At 42.0% G+C, this 20,863-nt stretch carries 19 protein-coding genes; 7 read left to right on the forward strand and 12 right to left on the reverse strand.

Features of this window, described 5'->3' with window-relative positions; translation table 11 throughout:
- Window positions 1-30: 30 nt before the first annotated feature.
- Complete coding sequence (locus tag NWP21_RS11685; RefSeq protein ID WP_280792832.1) at window positions 31-1,314, reverse strand: FAD-binding oxidoreductase; 1,284 nt, start codon at window positions 1,312-1,314, stop codon at window positions 31-33.
- A 347-nt stretch (window positions 1,315-1,661) separates the two neighbouring features.
- Between NWP21_RS11685 and NWP21_RS11690 the strand changes: the two genes are divergently transcribed.
- Window positions 1,662-1,961 (forward strand): RNA-binding protein, encoded by a 300-nt coding sequence (locus NWP21_RS11690; protein ID WP_280792833.1) that lies wholly within the window; start codon window positions 1,662-1,664, stop codon window positions 1,959-1,961.
- A gap of 147 nt (window positions 1,962-2,108) precedes the next feature.
- Here the strand turns inward: NWP21_RS11690 and NWP21_RS11695 are convergent, their stop codons facing one another.
- The 5 genes from NWP21_RS11695 to NWP21_RS11715 form a co-directional block, all read right to left on the reverse strand.
- A complete protein-coding gene (locus NWP21_RS11695) occupies window positions 2,109-2,726 on the reverse strand; it encodes a gamma-glutamylcyclotransferase (protein ID WP_280792834.1) in 618 nt (205 codons plus the stop codon).
- A gap of 133 nt (window positions 2,727-2,859) precedes the next feature.
- Window positions 2,860-3,339, reverse strand: coding sequence for a hypothetical protein (locus NWP21_RS11700; RefSeq protein WP_280792835.1), 480 nt, complete (start codon window positions 3,337-3,339; stop codon window positions 2,860-2,862).
- 366 nt (window positions 3,340-3,705) lie between these two features.
- Entirely contained in the window at window positions 3,706-5,937 is a 2,232-nt protein-coding gene (locus NWP21_RS11705; RefSeq protein ID WP_280792836.1) for an NACHT domain-containing protein, read from the reverse strand.
- Window positions 5,938-5,946: 9 nt separating this feature from the next.
- Window positions 5,947-6,423: a hypothetical protein gene (locus NWP21_RS11710; RefSeq protein WP_280792837.1), complete on the reverse strand. Its 477-nt coding sequence runs from the start codon at window positions 6,421-6,423 to the stop codon at window positions 5,947-5,949.
- 154 nt (window positions 6,424-6,577) lie between these two features.
- Window positions 6,578-6,730, reverse strand: a complete 153-nt coding sequence (locus tag NWP21_RS11715) for a hypothetical protein (protein ID WP_280792838.1) — start codon at window positions 6,728-6,730, stop codon at window positions 6,578-6,580.
- A gap of 219 nt (window positions 6,731-6,949) precedes the next feature.
- Between NWP21_RS11715 and NWP21_RS11720 the strand changes: the two genes are divergently transcribed.
- On the forward strand, window positions 6,950-7,090 hold the full coding sequence (locus tag NWP21_RS11720) for a hypothetical protein (RefSeq protein ID WP_280792839.1): 141 nt from the start codon (window positions 6,950-6,952) through the stop codon (window positions 7,088-7,090).
- A 353-nt stretch (window positions 7,091-7,443) separates the two neighbouring features.
- Here the strand turns inward: NWP21_RS11720 and NWP21_RS11725 are convergent, their stop codons facing one another.
- The 5 genes from NWP21_RS11725 to NWP21_RS11745 all read right to left on the reverse strand — a co-directional run bounded on the left by NWP21_RS11725 (window position 7,444) and on the right by NWP21_RS11745 (window position 12,383).
- On the reverse strand, window positions 7,444-8,379 hold the full coding sequence (locus NWP21_RS11725; protein WP_280792840.1) for a DUF4351 domain-containing protein: 936 nt from the start codon (window positions 8,377-8,379) through the stop codon (window positions 7,444-7,446).
- 94 nt (window positions 8,380-8,473) lie between these two features.
- A complete protein-coding gene (locus tag NWP21_RS11730; RefSeq protein WP_280792841.1) occupies window positions 8,474-9,961 on the reverse strand; it encodes a site-2 protease family protein in 1,488 nt (495 codons plus the stop codon).
- A 111-nt stretch (window positions 9,962-10,072) separates the two neighbouring features.
- Window positions 10,073-11,326, reverse strand: a complete 1,254-nt coding sequence (gene coaBC, locus NWP21_RS11735) for a bifunctional phosphopantothenoylcysteine decarboxylase/phosphopantothenate--cysteine ligase CoaBC (protein ID WP_280792842.1) — start codon at window positions 11,324-11,326, stop codon at window positions 10,073-10,075.
- A 45-nt stretch (window positions 11,327-11,371) separates the two neighbouring features.
- Entirely contained in the window at window positions 11,372-11,584 is a 213-nt protein-coding gene (locus NWP21_RS11740; RefSeq protein WP_280792843.1) for a DUF2555 domain-containing protein, read from the reverse strand.
- Between the two features lie 178 nt (window positions 11,585-11,762).
- A complete protein-coding gene (locus NWP21_RS11745; protein WP_280792844.1) occupies window positions 11,763-12,383 on the reverse strand; it encodes an alpha/beta hydrolase in 621 nt (206 codons plus the stop codon).
- A 131-nt stretch (window positions 12,384-12,514) separates the two neighbouring features.
- Here NWP21_RS11745 and NWP21_RS11750 point away from each other — a divergent pair, with 131 nt between their 5' ends.
- The gene (locus tag NWP21_RS11750) at window positions 12,515-14,047 is read left to right on the forward strand and encodes a SagB/ThcOx family dehydrogenase (protein WP_280792853.1); all 1,533 of its coding nucleotides are present in this window, start codon (window positions 12,515-12,517) and stop codon (window positions 14,045-14,047) included.
- A 35-nt stretch (window positions 14,048-14,082) separates the two neighbouring features.
- On the opposite strand, the gene NWP21_RS11755 is transcribed toward NWP21_RS11750, so the two are convergent.
- Window positions 14,083-15,108 carry a GTP-binding protein gene (locus NWP21_RS11755; protein ID WP_280792845.1) on the reverse strand — a complete coding sequence of 342 codons (1,026 nt, stop codon included), beginning with the start codon at window positions 15,106-15,108 and terminating at the stop codon, window positions 14,083-14,085.
- Between the two features lie 300 nt (window positions 15,109-15,408).
- Between NWP21_RS11755 and NWP21_RS11760 the strand changes: the two genes are divergently transcribed.
- From NWP21_RS11760 to NWP21_RS11775, 4 genes are all read left to right on the forward strand, one after another.
- On the forward strand, window positions 15,409-16,485 hold the full coding sequence (locus NWP21_RS11760) for an AI-2E family transporter (protein WP_280792846.1): 1,077 nt from the start codon (window positions 15,409-15,411) through the stop codon (window positions 16,483-16,485).
- A 115-nt stretch (window positions 16,486-16,600) separates the two neighbouring features.
- Window positions 16,601-16,996, forward strand: a complete 396-nt coding sequence (gene tnpA / locus NWP21_RS11765) for an IS200/IS605 family transposase (protein ID WP_280792847.1) — start codon at window positions 16,601-16,603, stop codon at window positions 16,994-16,996.
- 117 nt (window positions 16,997-17,113) lie between these two features.
- Window positions 17,114-18,550: a TldD/PmbA family protein gene (locus NWP21_RS11770; protein ID WP_280792848.1), complete on the forward strand. Its 1,437-nt coding sequence runs from the start codon at window positions 17,114-17,116 to the stop codon at window positions 18,548-18,550.
- A 99-nt stretch (window positions 18,551-18,649) separates the two neighbouring features.
- The gene (locus NWP21_RS11775) at window positions 18,650-19,978 is read left to right on the forward strand and encodes a TldD/PmbA family protein (RefSeq protein ID WP_280792849.1); all 1,329 of its coding nucleotides are present in this window, start codon (window positions 18,650-18,652) and stop codon (window positions 19,976-19,978) included.
- The last annotated feature ends 885 nt before the right edge of the window (window positions 19,979-20,863 follow it).

A 20,863-nucleotide genomic window follows, 5' to 3' on the forward strand; every position in this document is an offset into this window, starting at 1 on the left:
GTGTGTTTTGGTAGCTGTGTGGTTGTTTGCTTAAATCCCACCCACAAACCGACCCGGACTGAAAATATTTTTACTATCAAACTGTTTTTTAATTTGGCGCATCATATGCAAGGAATTACCAGTATATCCCCAAACATCTATGGCTTGTTTAACTGTGTTTGGTGCTGTTAAAATACTCAAGAATCCCTTGTGAGACTGACAGCGATCGCGCATTTTTAAAACCTGATTTTTATTTTCCAATTGCCACAGACCCAAACCACTAGACAGATGAATCAAACCCATACCTGTTTGACTCAAAACCTCCACAGATGCACTAGGTAATACTCCTATTTTGCAGGTAATTGTTGAATCTGTGACGGGTTTATCCATTATTTCTCGTAATCTTTGCCATAGATGAGCGTCATGTTCATCCATATAAATTGTCCCTTTTAAACCCAATTGTTCGCCTAGTGCTAACAGTCTACGTGACTGTTCTTGGACACTTTGACTAATGCTTTGGAAGCGCGCCATTATTCCTATACCCTGATTCTCACCTAGGATAGAAACCAGTTGTGTGGAGAGCAAATCAGCTTGAGTTGGTGTTAAAGCACTATTGCGCAGGGTGGTTGCAGCTTGGGATATGGCTTCTGGTTTACCTGTTAGCATCACTGTAGCGGATGCTGCGGGTAATGGATATACCCTTAAAGTTACTTGACTAATAAGACCTAATGTGCTGTAGGAACCGGTAAATAATTTCATTAAATCGTATCCGGCAACATTTTTCACTACTCGCCCCCCTGCTTTGGCAATTTCCCCATCAGCACGGACAAAGGTAATACCTAGTAACTGGTCGCGGACACTCCCATAACGTTGTCTGAGGGAGTTGGTATCAGCTGTGGCGATTATACCGCCTATGGTTGCTAATTGCGGTTGACTGGGGTCAAGGGCAATAAATTGGCGGGATTTGGCTAAAATTTCTTGGAGATGGCAAAATTGCATTCCTGCTTCTACGGTGACGGTTAAATCACCGACTGCGTGGGCAATTAGTTGGTTGATGCTTGCTGTACTAACTATGATGTCAATATCTGTGGCTAAACCACCCCAGTTGATTTTACTAGTTTTTCCTACCGGCAGGACGCGCCAGTTTTGACGGTGGGCTTCGGCGATGACTGCTGCTAGTTCCCCTTGGGTGCGGGGATAGACGATACAATTGGGAGGTTTTGCGGATGAGATCGCCTGTTGGATGTGTTTTTGCTGTTTGGGTGGGAGGTTTTCCCAAGGATGGATGGCGGTTTGTTCGATGATAGATGCAAGACAAGAGGCGATCGCGTTCATCAGTTTTTTTTGTTTTTAGTCTCCATATGTTAATATCTATCAAAATAATGCACCGAGGGTGAGAACCCCTAACCTTTCAGGAGAGGATTAAACGGGAGACCACGGGTTTTAACCGGTCATATTTCTGATTTTCCCCTAATACTTAAGCAGTAATTGCTTGTGTGACTTTTTATTACGATCTTTGTCATACTCCACCAATGGTTGTTTTTTGTGTCATAGTGGGGGGAAGAGAATTGATTCGGTGATCAGATTTTGTTTTTATTATTGACGGGCTATTTCCTTTTGGTATTTACAGGCTTTTCTCCGAAACCGAAATCTCTACACTCTTACGATTTTGGAGAAATTTTATGTCAGTTTATGTAGGTAATCTATCTTATGAGGTTACACAAGATGCACTTAATGCAGTATTTGCCGAATATGGTTCTGTAAAGCGGGTACAACTACCTACTAACCGCGAAACAGGACAACTGCGGGGTTTTGGGTTTGTAGAAATGGGTACAGATGAGGAAGAAACCGCTGCGATCGAGGCTCTGGATGGTGCTGAGTGGATGGGACGCTCCCTGAAGGTAAATAAGGCCAAACCCAGAGAAGATAAGGGTTCTTTTGGTGGTAACCGTGGTGGCGGTAATTTCCGTAGCCGTTACTAGATCAAATAGATTATACTTTTTCAACTGCTAAACACCGGCAGTAAAAAAAAGGTCATGGTTTCGTACACATGAAAATGGACTCAAACCGAGTCCTTTTTGATGTGAAAACATTAACCTAAGTGGGAAAGTCATGACTGGAGTTTGAGTTTAAGCGGGTAATAGCGCTTTCTCCGCAGCTTGGATCAGATGTTCTTGGGAAAGCTGTTGTAATTTGTACATATGCTCAAACAAACTCCAGCAGTATTCTTCTGGTAATCCACAGGTAACAGCACCCCGCAAGACAACACTAGAATACCAGTCGTTGGGTGCGAGTTCTTCTGGGAGCTTGTTCACCACTATATAAGTGCGCGTATTTTTGTAGACATTATTTTGGGAATGAATCTCTACTGTTTCCCGACGGTATAAACTTTGAGAAACACCTTCGCGTTTATCTAAGTTTCCACTCAAGCGCCAGGGTAGTTGATAAAGGACACCTTTGACATGAGCTTGGTCATCTGGTAAGACATCTAAAACCCCACACTTGCGGGTGGGAGAATAGGAATAGAACCCTAGGCGGTAACCTTTCAACACCGCTGGGCCGATAATATAATCATGGGTATTTTCACCCAGCGATCGCTTTAAGTCTACCGGACACATACAAGAACCATAGGCAAAATAGTAAAACATTGGCTCTTTTTGTGCCTGTTGTTGCAGTTTCAACTGAGGCTGGGGCAGATTATGGGATTGTACCCAACGATGGTGTGAGCGATCGCTTTGATGACTCATCTATCTTCAGAAGTATTTAATAAAAATTCTATCATTAATTTTCTCAAGATACAACTTTATTCCGATAGAAAAACCGTAGTTTCAAATTGTGGGTAGATAAACCCAGTAATTAATATGAGAATTAGGCTGAAATTTAACTGCAATCCTGGGTAATTTTCCCGGCTTTTTGATTGAGCCTGACGGCCGAACCTGTGCTATTAGTGTGATAAACTAAGGTTTGGTCAACAGCATCGACAGTTACTCGCCACCCTGGGACTAAAGCCTGAGTGCAGAATTCATCAGGACTAGCTAGGTTTAAACAGCCATCATTCCATGTTTGTGGTTGAGCTTGAATAATCTTGAGTTGAGAAATTGGTAAGTCTAAATTTTCAGAGACCGCTTGTAAAACTGCATTTTTGACAGACTCTGGTAGATTCATCACCTGGTTATCTGTGGGAGTATCAGTAGCTGCTAAACGTAAAGAACCCAGGTAGCTGTGTGGGTGAGGAGCAACGGTCGCAGCAGTAACGCGGTTAATGATTGTCAACCCGCTACCCAGAGAAAAAATGCCAGTTAAAATTACCACAGTGATAATTCGGGCTTTATCGGTAATATAATTATTCTTGTGCGTCATTTTGCTGATCAAACCCCAATATTTATTATTAGTCCATTATGGCAAGCGATGGCAGCACCAGCCCTAAAGTTCCCAAAGCAGATATGATAAATATCTGCACCCAATATACAGCTATTCTCACCAGGTAAAAATCATGCAACTTATTTGCATATGGACTGGTCATAATTATATCACTAGCTCTCAATCCTCAAACCATACCAAAGTTAGAATTAAGAGGCGTGTGGCTGACAAATATTGATAGTGCTGAATTTCCTCCAAGTCTAGCCCGATCAGTGCGATTGCGCACAGCGCAGTACGGGAGGCGATCGCAGTGGTACATCTGCAATCATTCCCCAATCAGAATCAGGTTTTAGCAGTTGTATTTTTTTAGTTCCGCTTGAACTCCATTTGAGCAAAGTGGTCTTGCAGTAGTTTGTGGATGAAGCGGTAGCGACCACCAACACGCTGGAGGAATAATCGCTCGGTGCAGTAGTCGAGGAAACGGGCATAGTTCCAGGGGATGTAACCGTTGCAGTAGAGGATAAAGCGTAGGGTGAAGTGTTTAATAACGGGTGTTCCACTTCTAGGTATCCCCACCAATAATCCCACAGATAATCCAGACATTAAGCTAGAAATTAAAGCTTCAAAAATGAAAGCTTGATTTAAACTAGTACTATTCGTTTGATTTTGAATCAAAAAGATTGATATTTGTATAAAAAAGATTAATATTGTGGAGGGTAAAAAAAACCAGGCTGATAACTTGACTGTATTTTTAGCAGATTGCCAAATACCTTGGTTAGGAATAGTTTTGTTTTCTATTTCTAGACCTGAAAATCCTAAAAATATCCCTAAAATTAGCCCATACATCAGCCCTAAAATCAGCCCAGAAATCAGCCCAGAAATCAGCCTTAAAATCAGCCCTAAAATTAGCCCTAAAATCAGCCCATTTTTAAAAATATGATAAGAAAATTTTATACTTTCAATTGCTTCAATTTTATCTCCAATCAGCCCATTAATCAGCCCTAAAATCAGCAATAAAATTAGCCCTAACCTCCACTTAAAAATCAAATAATAAATCAGCCTTAAAATCAACCCAAAAATCAACCCAAAAATCAGCCATTTTATAATAGTTTTGGTAAAAAATTTATTAGGCCTAATTAAATCTATATTTTCAATTTTATCCTCTATTATTTCACCAAAGAATCCATTAATCAGCCCTAAAATCAGCCCTAAAATCAGCCTTAAAATCAACTTATCAATCAACCTATCAATCAGCCCAGAAATCAGCCCAGAAATCAGCGCATAAATCAGCGCATAAATCAGCATTTGTATAACTCCCCAGACAATCAAATTATAAAGAATTTTGGGAATTTTAGTTTTTAATAAATCAGGCTGCATTTCTTCAATCAAGAAATCCGTTCGGGTTTCTTTTTGCATCTGTTTAGCCAACCACACAAGCCACATTCGGGTTCGTTTAGCATTAGGAGGTTTGGTTGAAGAATATGTATTAATTTTCATATTTCGTGTCAACATTCGCCCTATATAGGCATCTAGCAAATACTGAATCCGGTCATTTGAGGAGTTCAAATGCCGCCATTCTTCTATAGATATTTCTTGAAAAGCTAGAACAGTAATACTCAGGAGTAAGGGAGTTTTTACTAACTCTAGTAAGTTTAAGTCGCTCCTGATGATTGAGCAGAGTTCTATATAATTAGTATTTTCTAGATAATCATAAATTTGATTGTCGTTTAAAGGCTGTAAGCATATAGCACCGTTCAGCTGTAATTGAGTAGCGCAGCTACTATATTCTTCACTGCGGCTACAAACAACTAAAGAAAGCGGTCTATTTTCACTTACTAAAAACTGATTAATTGTATGGACACAAAGTTCTTGACGCTGTGGCTCAAGTTCATCTAAACCATCAAGCAATGGTAGTAATTTCTGGTTGTCTACCCATTCTTTACCTAGTTTGTTTGAAACACCATATTTAGATTTGAGTTCAGTTAATAGCCAATCCGTTAAAGATTTTCGGTTATCTTTCCATGAGGACAAGTTGAATAAAACAGGAACGGGATGATCAGGCTGTGCTTCTGCACGTTTGACTAAAGCTTGCGCCAATTCTAATTGTATAGTTGTCTTCCCCGACCCTGGGTTACCTAAAATTAACAGTTTACCTGCAATTTCTTGTGATTCAAAAACTTCTAAAATTGTTGTGGTATCTGGAAGAGCTTCAGCAGGCTTTGAGCCAATTTTTATATCAGCATCCCAAGGGCGCTTGACTTGTTGTGGTTGTGACTCCTTCCCCAAATTAATTAGCACAGCATTATGTAGAGACTGTCTTAACCGTGCTGTAATTTCTTCCTTGACTGCGGCTAATAATTTCTGTTCATTCTTTGGTCGAGCCGGGTCACTTCCTGATGTTGGTATCTGCTGTCCAAAAATTAACTCGTGGATATTTAGCATCAAGTTGTTAGTACCCTGAACTACTCTATTACCCTCACCCAGAACACCTTGATTTTCATTACCCTGAACCGCCCGGTTTTGATTACCTCCAATTTGATTTTGATATGTAGAATTATCAGGCTGTTGTGGTTCTAAGTTTTCAGGTGGCTGATTCATAAATACCTTCTACAATCCTAATAGAGATGAACCAACCGCCGCACCTAACCAGCCAGCAACTTTTACAATAATCGGCTTGGCTACTGTCCAAAGTTGCTTACCAGAATCCACCGTTTTAGTTGTTTTTTCTAGAGTTTCTGTCACGCTTGTTAAGCGGTCTAATGCACGTTTTTTATTCGGTTCTTCCTTATCTGTTGCTTTTTTAACTGCGCTCAAATCGTCAATTACTTCTTCTTTGGTGTCGGCTGGTAATTCTGCGCCTTGAATCAAGGTTTCTAATTGTGCCAGTAACTTGATAACATCTTCTTTAGTAAGGGATGCTGCGGTATCTGCACCCACTTGATTTTGTTGCATGACTTGATTATTGTCACCAAGCACAGCCTGATTATTGTTTCCTTGCACTGTGCGGTTGTTATCGCCTTGCACGTTGTTGACGTTACCGCCGACAGAACCACCAACTGAAAAGCCACCGGGATTACTAACCATATTTGCTACTTATTGTATTTGTGTATTTGATTTTAATTGTTAATTATTTACATGGGTGTGGAATAGTGATACAGTAGCATTAAATGGCTAATATTGCTACCAATAGCCCAAATATTAAAAAATATTATCTAAAATTTCCCTTTTAAAACAACATCTAACCTACACTCTTGATGGTATCATAAATACTAGATAGTAATTTCTCAAACACAACAGCTTTAAATTCTTGATTATTCATGAATTGCATAAAGATTTCTTGATTACCTTCCATAGGTTCGATAAATAGATTTTGTAGATGTTTTTCTAGCACCGGAGCAAAATTTTCAAGGTTTCATGGTTGCTTGCGGTGTAAAGTATTTAGTATGAAATAAAATAATAATAACTCTATAGGACTCGTATTTGAATAGAAAACAAACCTTTGCGTACCTTTGCGCCAACCTTTGCGCCCCTTTGCGTTTAACAACAGGGGAGCCGGGGGTTAGAAACCCCCGTCTGAAAGCTAAAGTCAGATTTATCTGACTAGAAAATCATGTGTTTGATTATCTTGACAAGATGCGATAGCGAAGCGCTGCTGCAAGCAGATCGCTATTCCAGGATCTGTGAGGGGATGTTAAGGGCGATCGCCTTACAGATTCTCACCCACTCCTGTAGTCATAATTTTGCTGTATAAGAGATTATTTCTGTTGTTGATTGCTAAATTACTTCTGAGAGGATGTTTAGTAAGTGATGATTAGTGTACCAAATATTCTTTCACCCCTCCCCCTTGCTTACAAGGGTAGGTTTTTAATATTATCTGTGAAGGCAAGACCACCGAAGACAAGGAAGGAAAGTGGACAAGGAAGATTTTATACGGAGAATGGTCTTTTAATGGGCTATTTTTCTTACTAAGAATACAGACTTTGTGCTGTTTTTCTCTCTGGTCACCTTGTCCACCTTGTCTTGTCCTTGTCAGGGGAGGGGACTGGATTTAATGAATTAAATGGGGTAAAGATGTGATGAAAGTTATCAAATAACTGCCATAGTTTACTTTTGTTGTTCTAACCAGTTAGTTAAATCTGCTAGAGATTGGAGGTCAAAAATTACATCGGCTAGGTTTTCTAATTGTGCTGAAGATAAGCTATTAATTTGGCTTTCCAGTGTGGGAGTAATATTGTTAAATCGCCGTTTTACTTGTCTTCTAATAATTTTTTGTTCTCCCTGTTCAATACCTTGTTCAATTCCTTGTTTAATTCCCTTCTCAATTCCCTTTTCCATCCAACTGGTAACAATTTCCATGATTTGTTCCTCTTCAACTAAGTTGGCTTGTTTTAATTCGGTGTTTAATTCTTGTTCTTCGGCTGTGTTTAATCTGAGATAGGTGTCAATAAAACCGGAAATTAGTTCTATTTTAGCAGGATTTAATTGTAATGTGACTAACATTCTCAAGCATTCTAGTTTAACTCTCACCCTTTCTTGTGGCTGAAAGTCCATTTTGGCCATTAATGCGGCTGCTACGGGGTTGGGTTGGTTTAAAAAGTTGCGCCATTTGAGGTTATTTAGTTGAATGGTAAAGTAGTTAAATTCCAGTATTTTTCGGTTGGGAAAGTTAACGGTATATTGGCTTTTCTCTGGGCGTTTTGGTTCGTCGTATGAGAAGATAACTATAGGAAATATGGGGAGTAAATATTTAGCATCTAACCGAGCGAAGTAATGGAACATCCGCCGTTCAAATTCTTTCTGATTATAGGCTTGATTTTCTAGGTGAATGAGAAAGTAACTGTCTTGTTTTTCCCACTTTACTTGTGCTAATAAATCTATTTTTCTTTTGTCCCCAGAGGTGACATCGGTAAATATTTCTTCTGGTAAGAAGGTGAGGGTGTCTGTTTCTACATACTCTAATACTTCTGGTAAAAACAGTTCGATAAATTCCCAAAAGAAGGTTTGGATTAATTCTTTAAATAGTCTATCGTGGTCTATCATTGGCGGTTATCATAAATGTAAAAAACCTACCCTTGTAAGCCTTAATCCCCCCTTGTAGGGGGGGAAACAATAAAATCAAGTCCCTTCCCCTTAATTAACCGCCAATCCCTAATCTTCCGGCCAGACCGGGAGTCAAAGGTAACAGAGTAGTAATCATTAAAAACAGTGCTAATAAACCTAAAGCGGCTCTGGTATCATCTGGTTCGGTGATTTCATTTAAAGTCGGGCGTTCCAAATCTCTTTGTAACAAGAAAATCACTACCGCCCAGTAAATAGCCAGGGGATTGCCTAAAGAAATCAGACCCAGTAGAATTAAAGTGGCTGTAGTTGCGCGTCCTGCGGTTTTGCGGCCATAAATTGCTTGGACAATCCGCCCACCGTCTAATTGTCCAGCTGGCATTAAATTCAAAGCTGTAACTACTAATCCTAGCCAACCAATCACTACCAGGGGATGGACACTAACCGTAGATGATTGTAAAGCCGAACCCAGAACCACCCGCGCCAAACCACCTACTAAAATAGAACCCTGGAAAAACTGATTAGGTAGTTGAAATAAACTACCGGGGTGGGAAAGTAGCAAACCACTAATTAACATGAATAAGGAGAGAATACCACCAGCAGCAGGACCAGCCAAAGCAATATCAAATAGGACTTTACGACTAGGTAACAGAGACTCAAAGCGAGTAATTGCACCAAAGGAACCTATTTGCACAGCTGGTAAAAAGAAAGGCCAGCTCAAGGGGACTTGGTGACGACGAGCTACTAACCAATGACCGATTTCATGAGTTGCTAAAATTGCAAATATCCCCGCAGCAATGGGTAAAGCCTCTGTAAAGCGTCCGGGATTGGTAAAAAAGTCAAAATTCAGCAACAACCCTGCTGCTTCTAAGCTGGTGGCGATAGTTGCGACCAAGAGAATGACTGCAAACAACTTTTGTTGTAATGACATCGGACGGGGATCATTACGGCTAGGTAAAATAATTACTACCGGTTTACCCTCTGTACCATCCACTAAAAACAGCCGATATTTATCCCCTAATTTGGCTTGTAAACTGGCGGTTAGGGTGTTGTGAATTGCTTCGGGTTCTCCGCGCAGATTACCTTTAAATATTGCTCCTTCTTGATAAGAGATAGTTTCTGTGGTAAAAAAGGTATCAATACCAAAAATAGAGCGAATAGCGCTTAAATCTTCTTCTGGAATTGGTACAGCTTCAATTTTCAGTTCTGCTAATACCACTTGGGGGGTATTTTCTCCTGTAGGTGCAGAATCCCCTGCTAACCTCTGGGTGGCCTGTTGTTTAATAATTGCATCTTGTCCAGCAGCGCGTAACTGTCTACCTAAAAAGATATATAACGCTGCGGAGCTGACTACTAAAATCAATATACCAGCTATATTAATATCAATGCCAGCGGCAAACAAACCAAAAAACAGTAACCAGGGAACCATCAACACGACGGACTGTAACCAGGCTAAGATTCCCAGTTTCCCAAAGGGTCTAGCGCGATAAAAGCCCCAACCTAAAATACCCACAGCAATTAATAAAATTATCCCCACAATGGGAATCTCTGACACAGTAAACATTTGCAAACCCTTCACTGTAAAAAAAATTAGCCTGAACTAGTCAGGTGTTACAGACATTATAAGGAAAATGCCGAAGAGACCGAAAAATAACAACTTTTCCTACTCTGACTCTCATTGTTTGCGCTTCAGCGCCTCTGGGTGAAATAACCCCAAAAAATCAAACAAAAAATGAGCCATTTGTAACTTAGACATTAGGTTAATTTGTACCTGATTTCCTTGTTGATCTAAAAAAACCGCCTGATTATTGTCACTAGCAAAACCGCTCTCAGGTTGATCAATGGGATTAGCAACAATCACATCTAAATTTTTATACTGCAACTTAGCCCGCGCTGGGGTGATGATATCCCCGGTCTGTGCTGCAAACCCGACTAATAGCTGTGATGGTTGTTTAAGTTGTGCTAAGTGGGCAATTATATCTGGTACTGGTTCCAAGGGTAAAGAACTGGGGAGCGATCGCTTAGGTAACTTCTGTGTACTATAATCTCTAGGCTTGACATCTGCCACCGCTGCGGACATAATAATTATGTTAGCATCCTGTAGGTGAGATTTCATCGCTGCACCCATAGACTCTGCACTTACCACGGGTATAGCTTCCACCCAATCGGGTATTTCCCAACTAGCAGGGCCATGTACCAAGGTGACCTTTGCGCCTCGGTGCATGGCTGCTTGTGCTAAAGCTAGCCCCATTTTACCTGTGGAGGGATTACCAATAAACCGCACCGGGTCAAGATATTCTCTAGTTCCGCCGGCACTAATTAAGACGTTTTGCCCTTGTAAATCTCGCTTACCACTAGTATGTAACAGAGATTGGATATAAGTTAAAATTTCCTGCGGTTCTGCCATTCTCCCGGATCCAATGCGATCGCAAGCCAACAGACCCGACCCTACAAACATACCATGATACCTGGTATCTGTCAATAACTGTTGCCAATTGCGCTGCACCGCCACCTGTGCCCACATATCGGTATTCATGGCTGGTGCTAACAACACCGGACAACTGGAAGCCAGCACAGTATTTGTGAGTAAATTGTCAGCCAGACCACAAGCCAACTTAGCCAAAGTATGAGCGGTCAGAGGGGCAATTACTAACAAATCTGCCCATTCTCCCAACTCAATATGCAAGGGTCGGGAGTGATTTGCTTGCCAAAAATCATTATCTGTGTATGCACAATGGCGAGAGAGGGTAGCTAAAGTTAAAGGGGTGATAAATTGTTGTGCAGCTTGGGTAAGAATTACCCGGATTTGCACCCCAGTTTTAAACAAGCTGGAAACCAATTCACAGACCTTGTAGGCGGCGATCCCACCACCTACAGCAATCAGCACCCTTTTTTTGCGGTTTGGGGTTTGGGGCTGGAGATAGAGCATGGTCAAAAATTAGGAGTAATATTAATATTACTCCCAAATAACCTATTATGCTTCGTCGTAGGCTTCTAAATCCAAGAGGTAGATATAGGGTTCAACCAACTCAGGACGCTGAAAGGCGATCGCACGCAACAGATGCCAATCATTTAAACCCTCAAAGGCATTACTGTAATTATCTACTTCCAGACGATTAGCCAACTCTTGCACATCTGTGGTAGTCATAGCAGAAATGTTTTTCTGAGAAATGGTTAAAGTTTTCACAATGCTTGCCCCTCCCTTATGCAGAATTCTTACCACAACCTCCGTAACGTGGAGACCCAGCATGACTTGAGTTCTAGCTGTGACGCTGCCACCCAATCTATCTTACTCATTACAGAGGCCATATTTCCGAAAAAATTCCAATTTTTTACCATAGTGCGGAAAAAAATTGTATTTCAAACTACCCAATCACATTAACCACGAAATTGCGTAGCACATCTAACATCTGGGGTTGAATTTCATGACCCACATCAAACTCATGGTACTGCACCGCCACCCCCAGGGACTCCATAAACTCCCGTGCTTTGACAGCGGCCGCCAGTGGCACAACTTGATCATACCTACCATGCATAATTAAACATGGGGGAAAATCAGCTTTAGTCGTGGTTACCAAATCAGGGTGTAAATATCCACTCATCACCACTAAACCCCTTAAGGGCAATTTTAACCCCAGATCCAAAGTCATAGCCCCTCCCTGAGAAAAACCACACAAAATAGTCTGGGACAAGGGTACACCAGTAATACTCTCCAAAGATTGCAACCAACCCATTAATAATTCCCGACTTTCGGGTAAACCTACATACATATTTTCCATTCTCAGGTCATACCAAGCCTTCCCAGGAGAAGAGTTGGCAAAAGGAAACGGTGCATTAGGAAACAGAAACTGGTAATCAGGTAACTTAAAAAATGGGTATAAAGATGCAATATCTTCAGAATTAGCACCCCAACCATGTAAACAGACAATTAAACCTGTCGGTGGTTGAGGTGTGGAACGGGGAAGAGAAATAAACTGTAGAGACATTAGTTTTATTATATGGCAGCTAGGCAGGTTTTAACCTGAGGTAAGTTTAAACTTTGTACGAATTAACACGAAACAATGGGGCTGATGAATGCCAAGATCAAAATAAACCAGCCAAGAGTATTGAAATTAATATGCCAGAACTACGCGAATCCATTGCTCAACACTACCACGAACGGACTAAATACGATCCTGAAACCCTGGCCTCTAAATCTCAAGGGTTAGACTGGGCTAAACAACCAGTACCGTTTAAAGAATACAAAATTGGTACTACCTTCGACCTCAAGCCCTATATTCAAGAAACAGCACAAACATTGGCTGATAACCCTGATGCTCAATGGTGGCGGAGACTTTCGCGGTTGCTGTTTCGCAGTTATGGACTCACAGCCAGAATGCCTTCCATGGGTAGTGCAGTATACTTACGAGCTGCTCCCAGTGCGGGGGGGTTATATCCGGCGGAAGTTTATCTAGTTTCCCGTGGGACGGGGTTATTACCACCGGGATTATATAACTACCAATGTCGGGACCACTCTCTGATGCATTATTGGGAAAGTGATGTCTGGAGAGCTTTGCAGTCAGCTTGTTTTGACCATCCAGCCATGGAAAATACCCAATTAGCAATAATCATCACCGGGGTTTTTTATCGTTCAGCTTGGCGATATGAGGATAGAGCCTACCGCCGCATTTTTTTAGATACAGGCCACTTGCTGGGCAATATTGAGCTAGCAGCAGCCATGAATGACTATCGCCCCCACTTAATTGGTGGCTTTGTGGATGAAGCGGTCAATGACCTATTGTATATTGACTCGGAACAGGAGGGAGCCTTGGCTATTCTAGCCTTGGCAGATTTATTAGATATTGAGGAAAATTTACCACCAGGATGTACGGCTTTACCCTCCACCAGTGAAACCAATTATCCCCCCATCCCCGATGGTGAATTACTCAAATATTTTCACTCTCGCACCCAAATTACCGCAGATGCAACTCATCAGACTTATTTACCCTCCCCTAAGTCTGAGAATCTTTTAGAAGATAAATACAATTTTCCTTTCTGTCTGAAAGTTCCCACCGCTACTACTCCCATTAATTGGGGAGCAAAGCTGTTAGGTTTAGAAACAACCATGTATAAGCGACGTTCTACCCGGGCCTACAGTGGTGATGATTTAACCTTGGATGAACTCAAAAGTTTACTTGATTTCACTTATCAACCCCAAAATTACCTGGACCAAGGTTTAGATAGTTCTCCGGATTACTTTGATACCAACCTGATTGAAACATTTATTGCGGTTAGTGGGGTGAATGGTTTAGAGTCGGGTTGTTATTATTACGCCCCCAAGGCCCAAGAATTACGACAAATTCGCTTCAAAAACTTTCGCCGAGAGTTACACTTTCTTTGCTTGGGACAAGATTTAGGCCGGGATGCTGCGGTAGTCCTGTTCCATACGGCTGATCTTAAATCCGCGATCGCTCTATATGGCGATCGCGTTTACCGTTATTTACACATGGATGCTGGACATTTAGGACAAAGACTAAATTTAGCCGCTACCCATTTGAGTGTAGGCGTTAGTGGTATCGGTGGCTTCTTTGACGACCAAGTTAATGAGATTTTAGGCATTCCCGCAGATGAAGCGGTGATATATGTCACCACCCTAGGAAGACCAAGGTAAAAAAGCACCGAAAACCCACCCCTGTGATCTGCTTCTTATTTCTCCTGTTCAGAAATGCAGTTTTCTAACTGAGAAATCAGAGCTTCCCCATCCAAATTTTGACCAATTAGCACTAACTGGGTTTTCGGTGTACCTTTCCATTCATCATCATTTAAAGTAAAGCGTTTACCACAAAGGTGGAAAATATGACGGTTAGGACTTTCTTCAAACCAGATAATTCCTTTAGCTCGGAAAATATTTGTCGGTAATTGGTTATCTAGGAAATACTGAAATTTTCTAATACTAAAAGCCTGGTCAGCTTGGAAAGAAACAGAACTGAAACCGTCATTTTCTAAATGGTGGGAATGGTGATGGTGATCATGGTCGTGGTCACACTTTGAGTGGTCATGGTCATCCACTTCCTGAAAATACTTGTCAGAGGTAAACAAACCCACACTGAGAATTAAACCTAGGGGAACTTGCGATCGCACCGTGCGGATAATTCTCGCACCTTCTTTAACATCATTGATTTTCCGTTCCAAATCCCTCAAATCCGCCTCATCAACTAAATCGGCTTTATTGAGGATAATGATATCACCATAGGCAATTTGACTATATGCCGCCTCAGCGTTAAATAAATCCAAGCTGTAGTTAGCTGCATCTACTACGGTAATAATTGAGTCTAGACGGGTTAAATCTCGTAACTCCGTACCCAGAAAAGTTAAAGCAACTGGTAACGGGTCAGCTAGTCCCGTGGTTTCCACGACCAAATAATCTAAATTATCCTGGCGTTCTAAAACTTGGTAAACCGCATCTACCAAATCATTATTAATAGTACAGCAAATACAACCATTGCTCAGGGCAATCATATTCTCTTCCGTAGAGACAATCAATTCATTATCAATAGCGATTTCTCCAAATTCATTGACTAAAACCGCAGTTTTTAAACCCTGTTGATTACCGAGAATATGATTTAATAAAGTCGTCTTGCCACTACCAAGAAAACCAGTAATAATTGTCACTGGTATTCCTTGCTTTGGTGCATCCATTTTTGTCAATTCGGCAGTAACTAATGTTTCCATAGAGATGTAATCAAATATAGTCATCCTATTTGACTTGAGAAATTATGAGTGAGGAAAGGGAACAGGGAACAGGGAACAGAAATTGTTCATGAATCATTTAGGATTGCTATATCAAAAAATCATGTTAATTCCTCAGAAGTGCCTAGGTAGGAAAAAATGGTAGATTTCTCCCCTGCCGTACTAGCATGGGAATACACAACAGTCATGGCAGCTGTTTTACCCCATTATTACCGATGATCATCACAAAATTCCACCGCCATCTATGGAACTTTTTCATCACTAATGACTACATAATCAAATATGTCTGAACAGCGTAAGTCTATTTCCTTATCTGACCTTTTCCTCATTGTTGCCACCTTTTTCGTCGTCGTCCTCCTGTGGCAATTACGGAGCTTGTTAGTAATTTTAATGATTTCCGTAGTCTTAGCCTCTGCGATCGCCCCCTTAGTCAACGCCGCGGAAAAAATACATCTTAAGCGTTGGCTAGGGGTAATTATCGTCTATGTTAGCTTAATTTCTGGATTAATTGGCGCTGGCTTAATCATTGGCCCATCGGTTTCGGAACAGATTCAGCGACTAGCTAGTAAACTACCGATGTATTTAGATAATTTGTGGAATGCTGCGGAAAATCTGGCCTTGCGACTGGGAATTACTCAAATAGAGTCAGTGGAAGAATTTTTTGACCTCCAGTCAGTAGCTAACTGGTTACTGCGTTCGAGTCAACAGCTAGTTGTACGTTCCTTTGGCTTTACTCGTGGTTTTATTGGGGGGGTAGTAAATCTGATTTTGTCCCTGGTCATCTCCGCCTATATGGTAGCTGGAAGTAAAAACTTAATTCAAGGTCTGGTGAGTCTGTTTCCCCAACCTTGGGACGAACGTCTAAGGGCGCAAGTTATCCCGATTGCTCGGCGCATGGGAGGATATATTCAAGGAAGAGTCTTAGTTTCAGCCATTCTCGGTGTTGTGATTACCGTGGGATTGAGGATTTTAGGACTATCAGAATTTGCCTTAGCTCTCGGTGTAATTGCGGGTTTTACTAACTTAATTCCCTTTGTCGGTCCAGTCTTAGGAGCAATTCCGGCTTTAATTGTCGCCATTCCCCAAAGTGGTTTGACTTTTTTGTGGGTATTGCTGTTATTTGTGATTATTCAAAACGTAGAAACTTATGTCCTTGACCCCCTGCTAGTGGGTTCTTCTGTGCGAGTGGGTCCTTTATATCAACTTTTAGCTGTACTGGGAGGAACGCAAGTTTTGGGAATTATTGGCGCTGTAATTGTCCCCCCTTGGGTAGCGGGTGTAGGTGTACTGGTAGAGAATCTTTATTTACAGCCGAAGTTATTAAGTGAAGAAAAATCTGCTCCCACGGCGGAAAGTTAATGGAAATTTTAGATTTCACCTTGATCTAGACAATGTGAGCTTTTTGTTAAGTTATACTTTAGGCATAGTGTAAATATGATACCATTTTCGTTGCAGAAAAAGAATAGACATCTCAATGCAACCTCTATACAATCATTACAGTGATGCCATTGGTTTAGTCAGTGTTCACTTGATCTGGATGACCTACGGACATGAAAGAATATTTGCCGAGAGCGCACTTCTTAAGCAACAGTGTATCAAAGTATTTCAGACTGTTGCTGATGATAAAAAATGGATGATTAAAGCTCTAGAAGTCGCGCCAGATCAAGTTTATTTACAAGTGGAGTATGACCACCATCACTCTATTGCTCAGGTAGTAAAAGCCTTTCAAGGTCGTTCTTGCAGAATTCTCCGCCGGGAATTTCCAGAGCTACGCAGACTACCCAACTTATGGAGACCTTCTTATATATTTGATACCAGTGGCAAAGTCAGCACTGCATTTGTTGCCGATGACAGCCAAAATGGCCATTAAAAATCAACCTATTCCCGCAGCTGTATAGTTTGGTGCGGGAGTTTGGGGTTTAGCCATTGTAATTTTATAGTATAAATAATTAATTAGTAATTAACCTATTCATAATTTCCTATCAATATGTGGTCTGAACTTACACAAGCGATCGCTAATCTGAACATTGCAGCTGATTGGATTGGAATTAGAACCGTCAAGACAAACGCATCCACCCGTCATGTGCGGGATGGGTTACCCCAAATCAACGGTAAAACTTCCACCATGGGAGCTATGCTAGAAGTTTTAGTTAATGGCTGTCTAGGTTATGCAGCCACAACCTCTCTAGAATTACCATCACTACAAGCAGCAGCCCATACAGCATATCAACAAGCGCTAGCAGCAAGCAAATGGTGGATATATCCCTTTAACGCCAATCAACGCCCTAAAGTGGTGGGGGAATATAACTCACCCTACCTGGAACCCTTAGATGGTTTGTGTCCTGGAGAAATCAATAATTTCTTGGTGCGTATATGTCAGGGGTTAAAAGTTAATGACAAAATTGTTCAAACCTCAGCCAGCGCCACCACCACCGAAAGAGAAACTTGGTTTGTCAGCAGCAACGGTTCCCAAGTATATCAAAAAATTGTCTCCCTAGGAACCCATTATGGGGCGATCGCCCAAGATGGTACAATAGTCCAACAACGCAGTAACAATGGTTGGCAAGCACACTGCTATCAAGGCGGATGGGAGCTATTAAAACAAGAGCAATTATGGCAGCGAGTGCAGCAAATTGGCGAGCAAGCAGTAGAACTGCTAACCGCTACAGAATGTCCCAACACCCGCACCAATCTACTTTTAGCACCTGACCAAATGATGCTGCAAATTCACGAAAGCGTCGGACATCCCCTAGAAATTGACCGCATTTTAGGAGATGAACGCAACTACGCCGGGGGGAGCTTTGTCAAACCCAGTGACTTTGGTAACCTAGCTTATGGTTCACCCCTAATGAACATCACCTTTGACCCCACCGTACCCGGTGAGTTTGCTAGCTACGGATTTGATGATACAGGCGCAGTAGCCACAAAAGAATATGTAATTAAACAAGGCGTACTACAAAGGGGACTAGGTAGCTTAGAAAGCCAAGCTAGAGCCAATATACCCGGTGTAGCTTGCGCTCGTGCTTGTTCCTGGAACCGTCCCCCCATAGACCGCATGGCTAACTTAAACCTAGAACCAGGGAACCAAAGCACAGCAGAAATCATCAGCGGTATAGAACAGGGAATTTACATGGAATCGAATCGCTCCTGGTCAATAGACGATCGCCGTTATAAATTCCAATTTGGTTGTGAATATGCCAAACTAATTGAAAACGGTCAACTTACTAAAACCCTACGCAACCCCAACTATAGAGCCACTACCCCGGAATTTTGGCACAGTCTCACCCACATAGGCAATGCTGACACCTGGGAAATGTATGGTACCGCCATGTGTGGTAAGGGTGAACCTAATCAAGCCATTTGGGTAGGACATGGTTCACCCCTGTGTGTGTTTGCTAATGTGGAGGTTTTTGGGGGTGGTTAAACAACTGCTTACCCCACCCACAAGCATCCTGCAACTTTTACTATATTAAACCCCACTCATCCCTAACTATCCCCAGAAATTCCCCCTCAAAAACACCCCATGACTTTAGAAAACAGTTTCAATCAACTTATAGAAACACTACTGATAGAAAAAACAGTCACGGAAGAATTTACCCTCAGACTCAGCAGCGAACACAGCCAATTTACTCGTTTTAACCATGGGAAGGTGAGACAAACAGGTGTAGTTGCTGACGGTTCCATAGAATTAACTTTAATGGAAAATCAGCGCCGCAGCTTTCGCTGTTTTCCCTTGACAGGAAACAGGGAAATAGACTCCCTCGCAGCACACACAGCATTGCTCGAACTGCGCCAAGAATTGCCAGTTTTACCCCTTGACCCCTATTTAGTGTTACCATCAGGCAATAATATTAGTCGCGAAGTCAATTCTGGGCAATTATTACCACAAGAATCGGTAGTTACAACTATATTAGCCCAGGTGGGAGATTTAGACTTTACTGGTCTTTATGCCGGAGGGTTAGTGATTAAAGCCTATGCTGATTCTCAAGGTCAAAAACACTGGTTTACCACTGATACCTTTACCTTAGATTATTCCCTATTTGATACCTGTGGACAAGCAGTTAAAGTCATCCTTGCTGGTAGTCATTGGGATGACAGCGCTTACATCGCCAAGATGAGCGCAGCTAAAACCCAACTAGAATTACTTTCCCGTCCAGCTAAACAATTGACACCGGGACGCTATAAAACTTATTTTGCTCCCGCTGCGGTAGCAGATTTATTAGATATGCTTTCCTGGTCAGCGGTGAGTGAGGCTGATTTACAACAGGGAAACAGTGCTTTGGCTATGCTATCACGGCAAGAAAAACAACTATCCCCTAGGTTTAGTTTAACAGAAAACTTTCAACAGGGGTTTGTACCCCGATTTAATCAATTAGGAGAAATGGTAGCTCCTGAATTACCCATAATTACACAGGGGGTTTTGGTTAATACTCTAGTTAATTCTCGCACCGCTAAGGAATATGGTAAAGTCGCCAATGGTGCTAATAGCTCCGAAACTTTGCGATCGCCCCACATCAGTCCGGGTAATTTAGGCGTTGACGAGATTCTCAGGAGTTTAGATACAGGACTATATATATCTAATTTACATTACCTCAACTGGAGCGATCGCCCCACCGGGAGAATTACCGGGATGACTCGTTATGCTTGTTTTTGGGTAGAACAGGGGGAAATCATCGCCCCCATTGAAAATTTACGCTTTGATGAAAGTCTCTATCGTTTTTGGGGAGATAATCTTGTAGAGTTCACCAACTTTCAAGAGTTCATCCCCGATGTGGGAACTTATGAGAGTCGTCAATTAGGAGGTAGTCTAGTTCCCGGAATGTTGGTAAATGACTTCACCTACACTTTATAGAAAAACTGTTGACGGGTGACGGTTCGACTCCGCTCACCGACCACGGGTGACGGAAGGGCGATCGCTTATGCATAGGCGATCTGCTTGCAGCAGCGCTTCGCTATCGCCATGAAGCTCGATAATGGGGAGCCGGGGGTTAGAAACCCCCGTCTGATAGCTGAAGTCGGATTAATCCGACTGAGTGTTAAATATAACATTATAAATGCCATTAATAACCATTGCCTAGAGTACCCTATTTAACCTAATAGTCCACTTCTAGTGGACTTTCGCTATCAGACGGGTAATTTATTACCCGGCTGCTTAGTGCGATCGCTGTTTTGTTGACGGTTGACTGGGATAGATGACTAGGCTATCCCCTAATTACTGTAATATTTCTGCGTTGAGGACTCTGGGTGATTTCCGTGGTGGTGCGATCGCCCGTGAAACCGCAGCAGTTTAGAGCATTGGGAGCCAGGGGTTAGAAACCCCTGTCTGAAAGCTAAAGTCGGATAAATCCGACTAGGTGTTAACTGTTGACGGTGGTCGGTGAGCGGAGTCGATAGCGATAGCGTGGCGTTAGCCATACCGTTGACGGTTGACGGTTGACGGGTCAGGGTTTAAAAGCTACCAGCACGGGGAGCCAGGGGTTAGAAACCCCTGTCTGAAAGCTAAAGTCGGATAAATCCGACTAGGTGTTAACTGTTGACGGTGGTCGGTGAGCGGAGTCGATAGCGATAGCGTGGCGTTAGCCATACCGTTGACGGTTGACAGTTGACGGGTCAGGGTTTAAAAGCTACCAGCACGGGGAGCCAGGGGTTAGAAACCCCTGTCTGAAAGCTAAAGTCGGATAAATCCGACTGGGTGTTGATTCTGACATTAATAATACAAGTAACGGCGATCGCCCCT

The organism is Anabaenopsis sp. FSS-46, assembly GCF_029891665.1.
Lineage (GTDB): Bacteria > Cyanobacteriota > Cyanobacteriia > Cyanobacteriales > Nostocaceae > Anabaenopsis > Anabaenopsis arnoldii.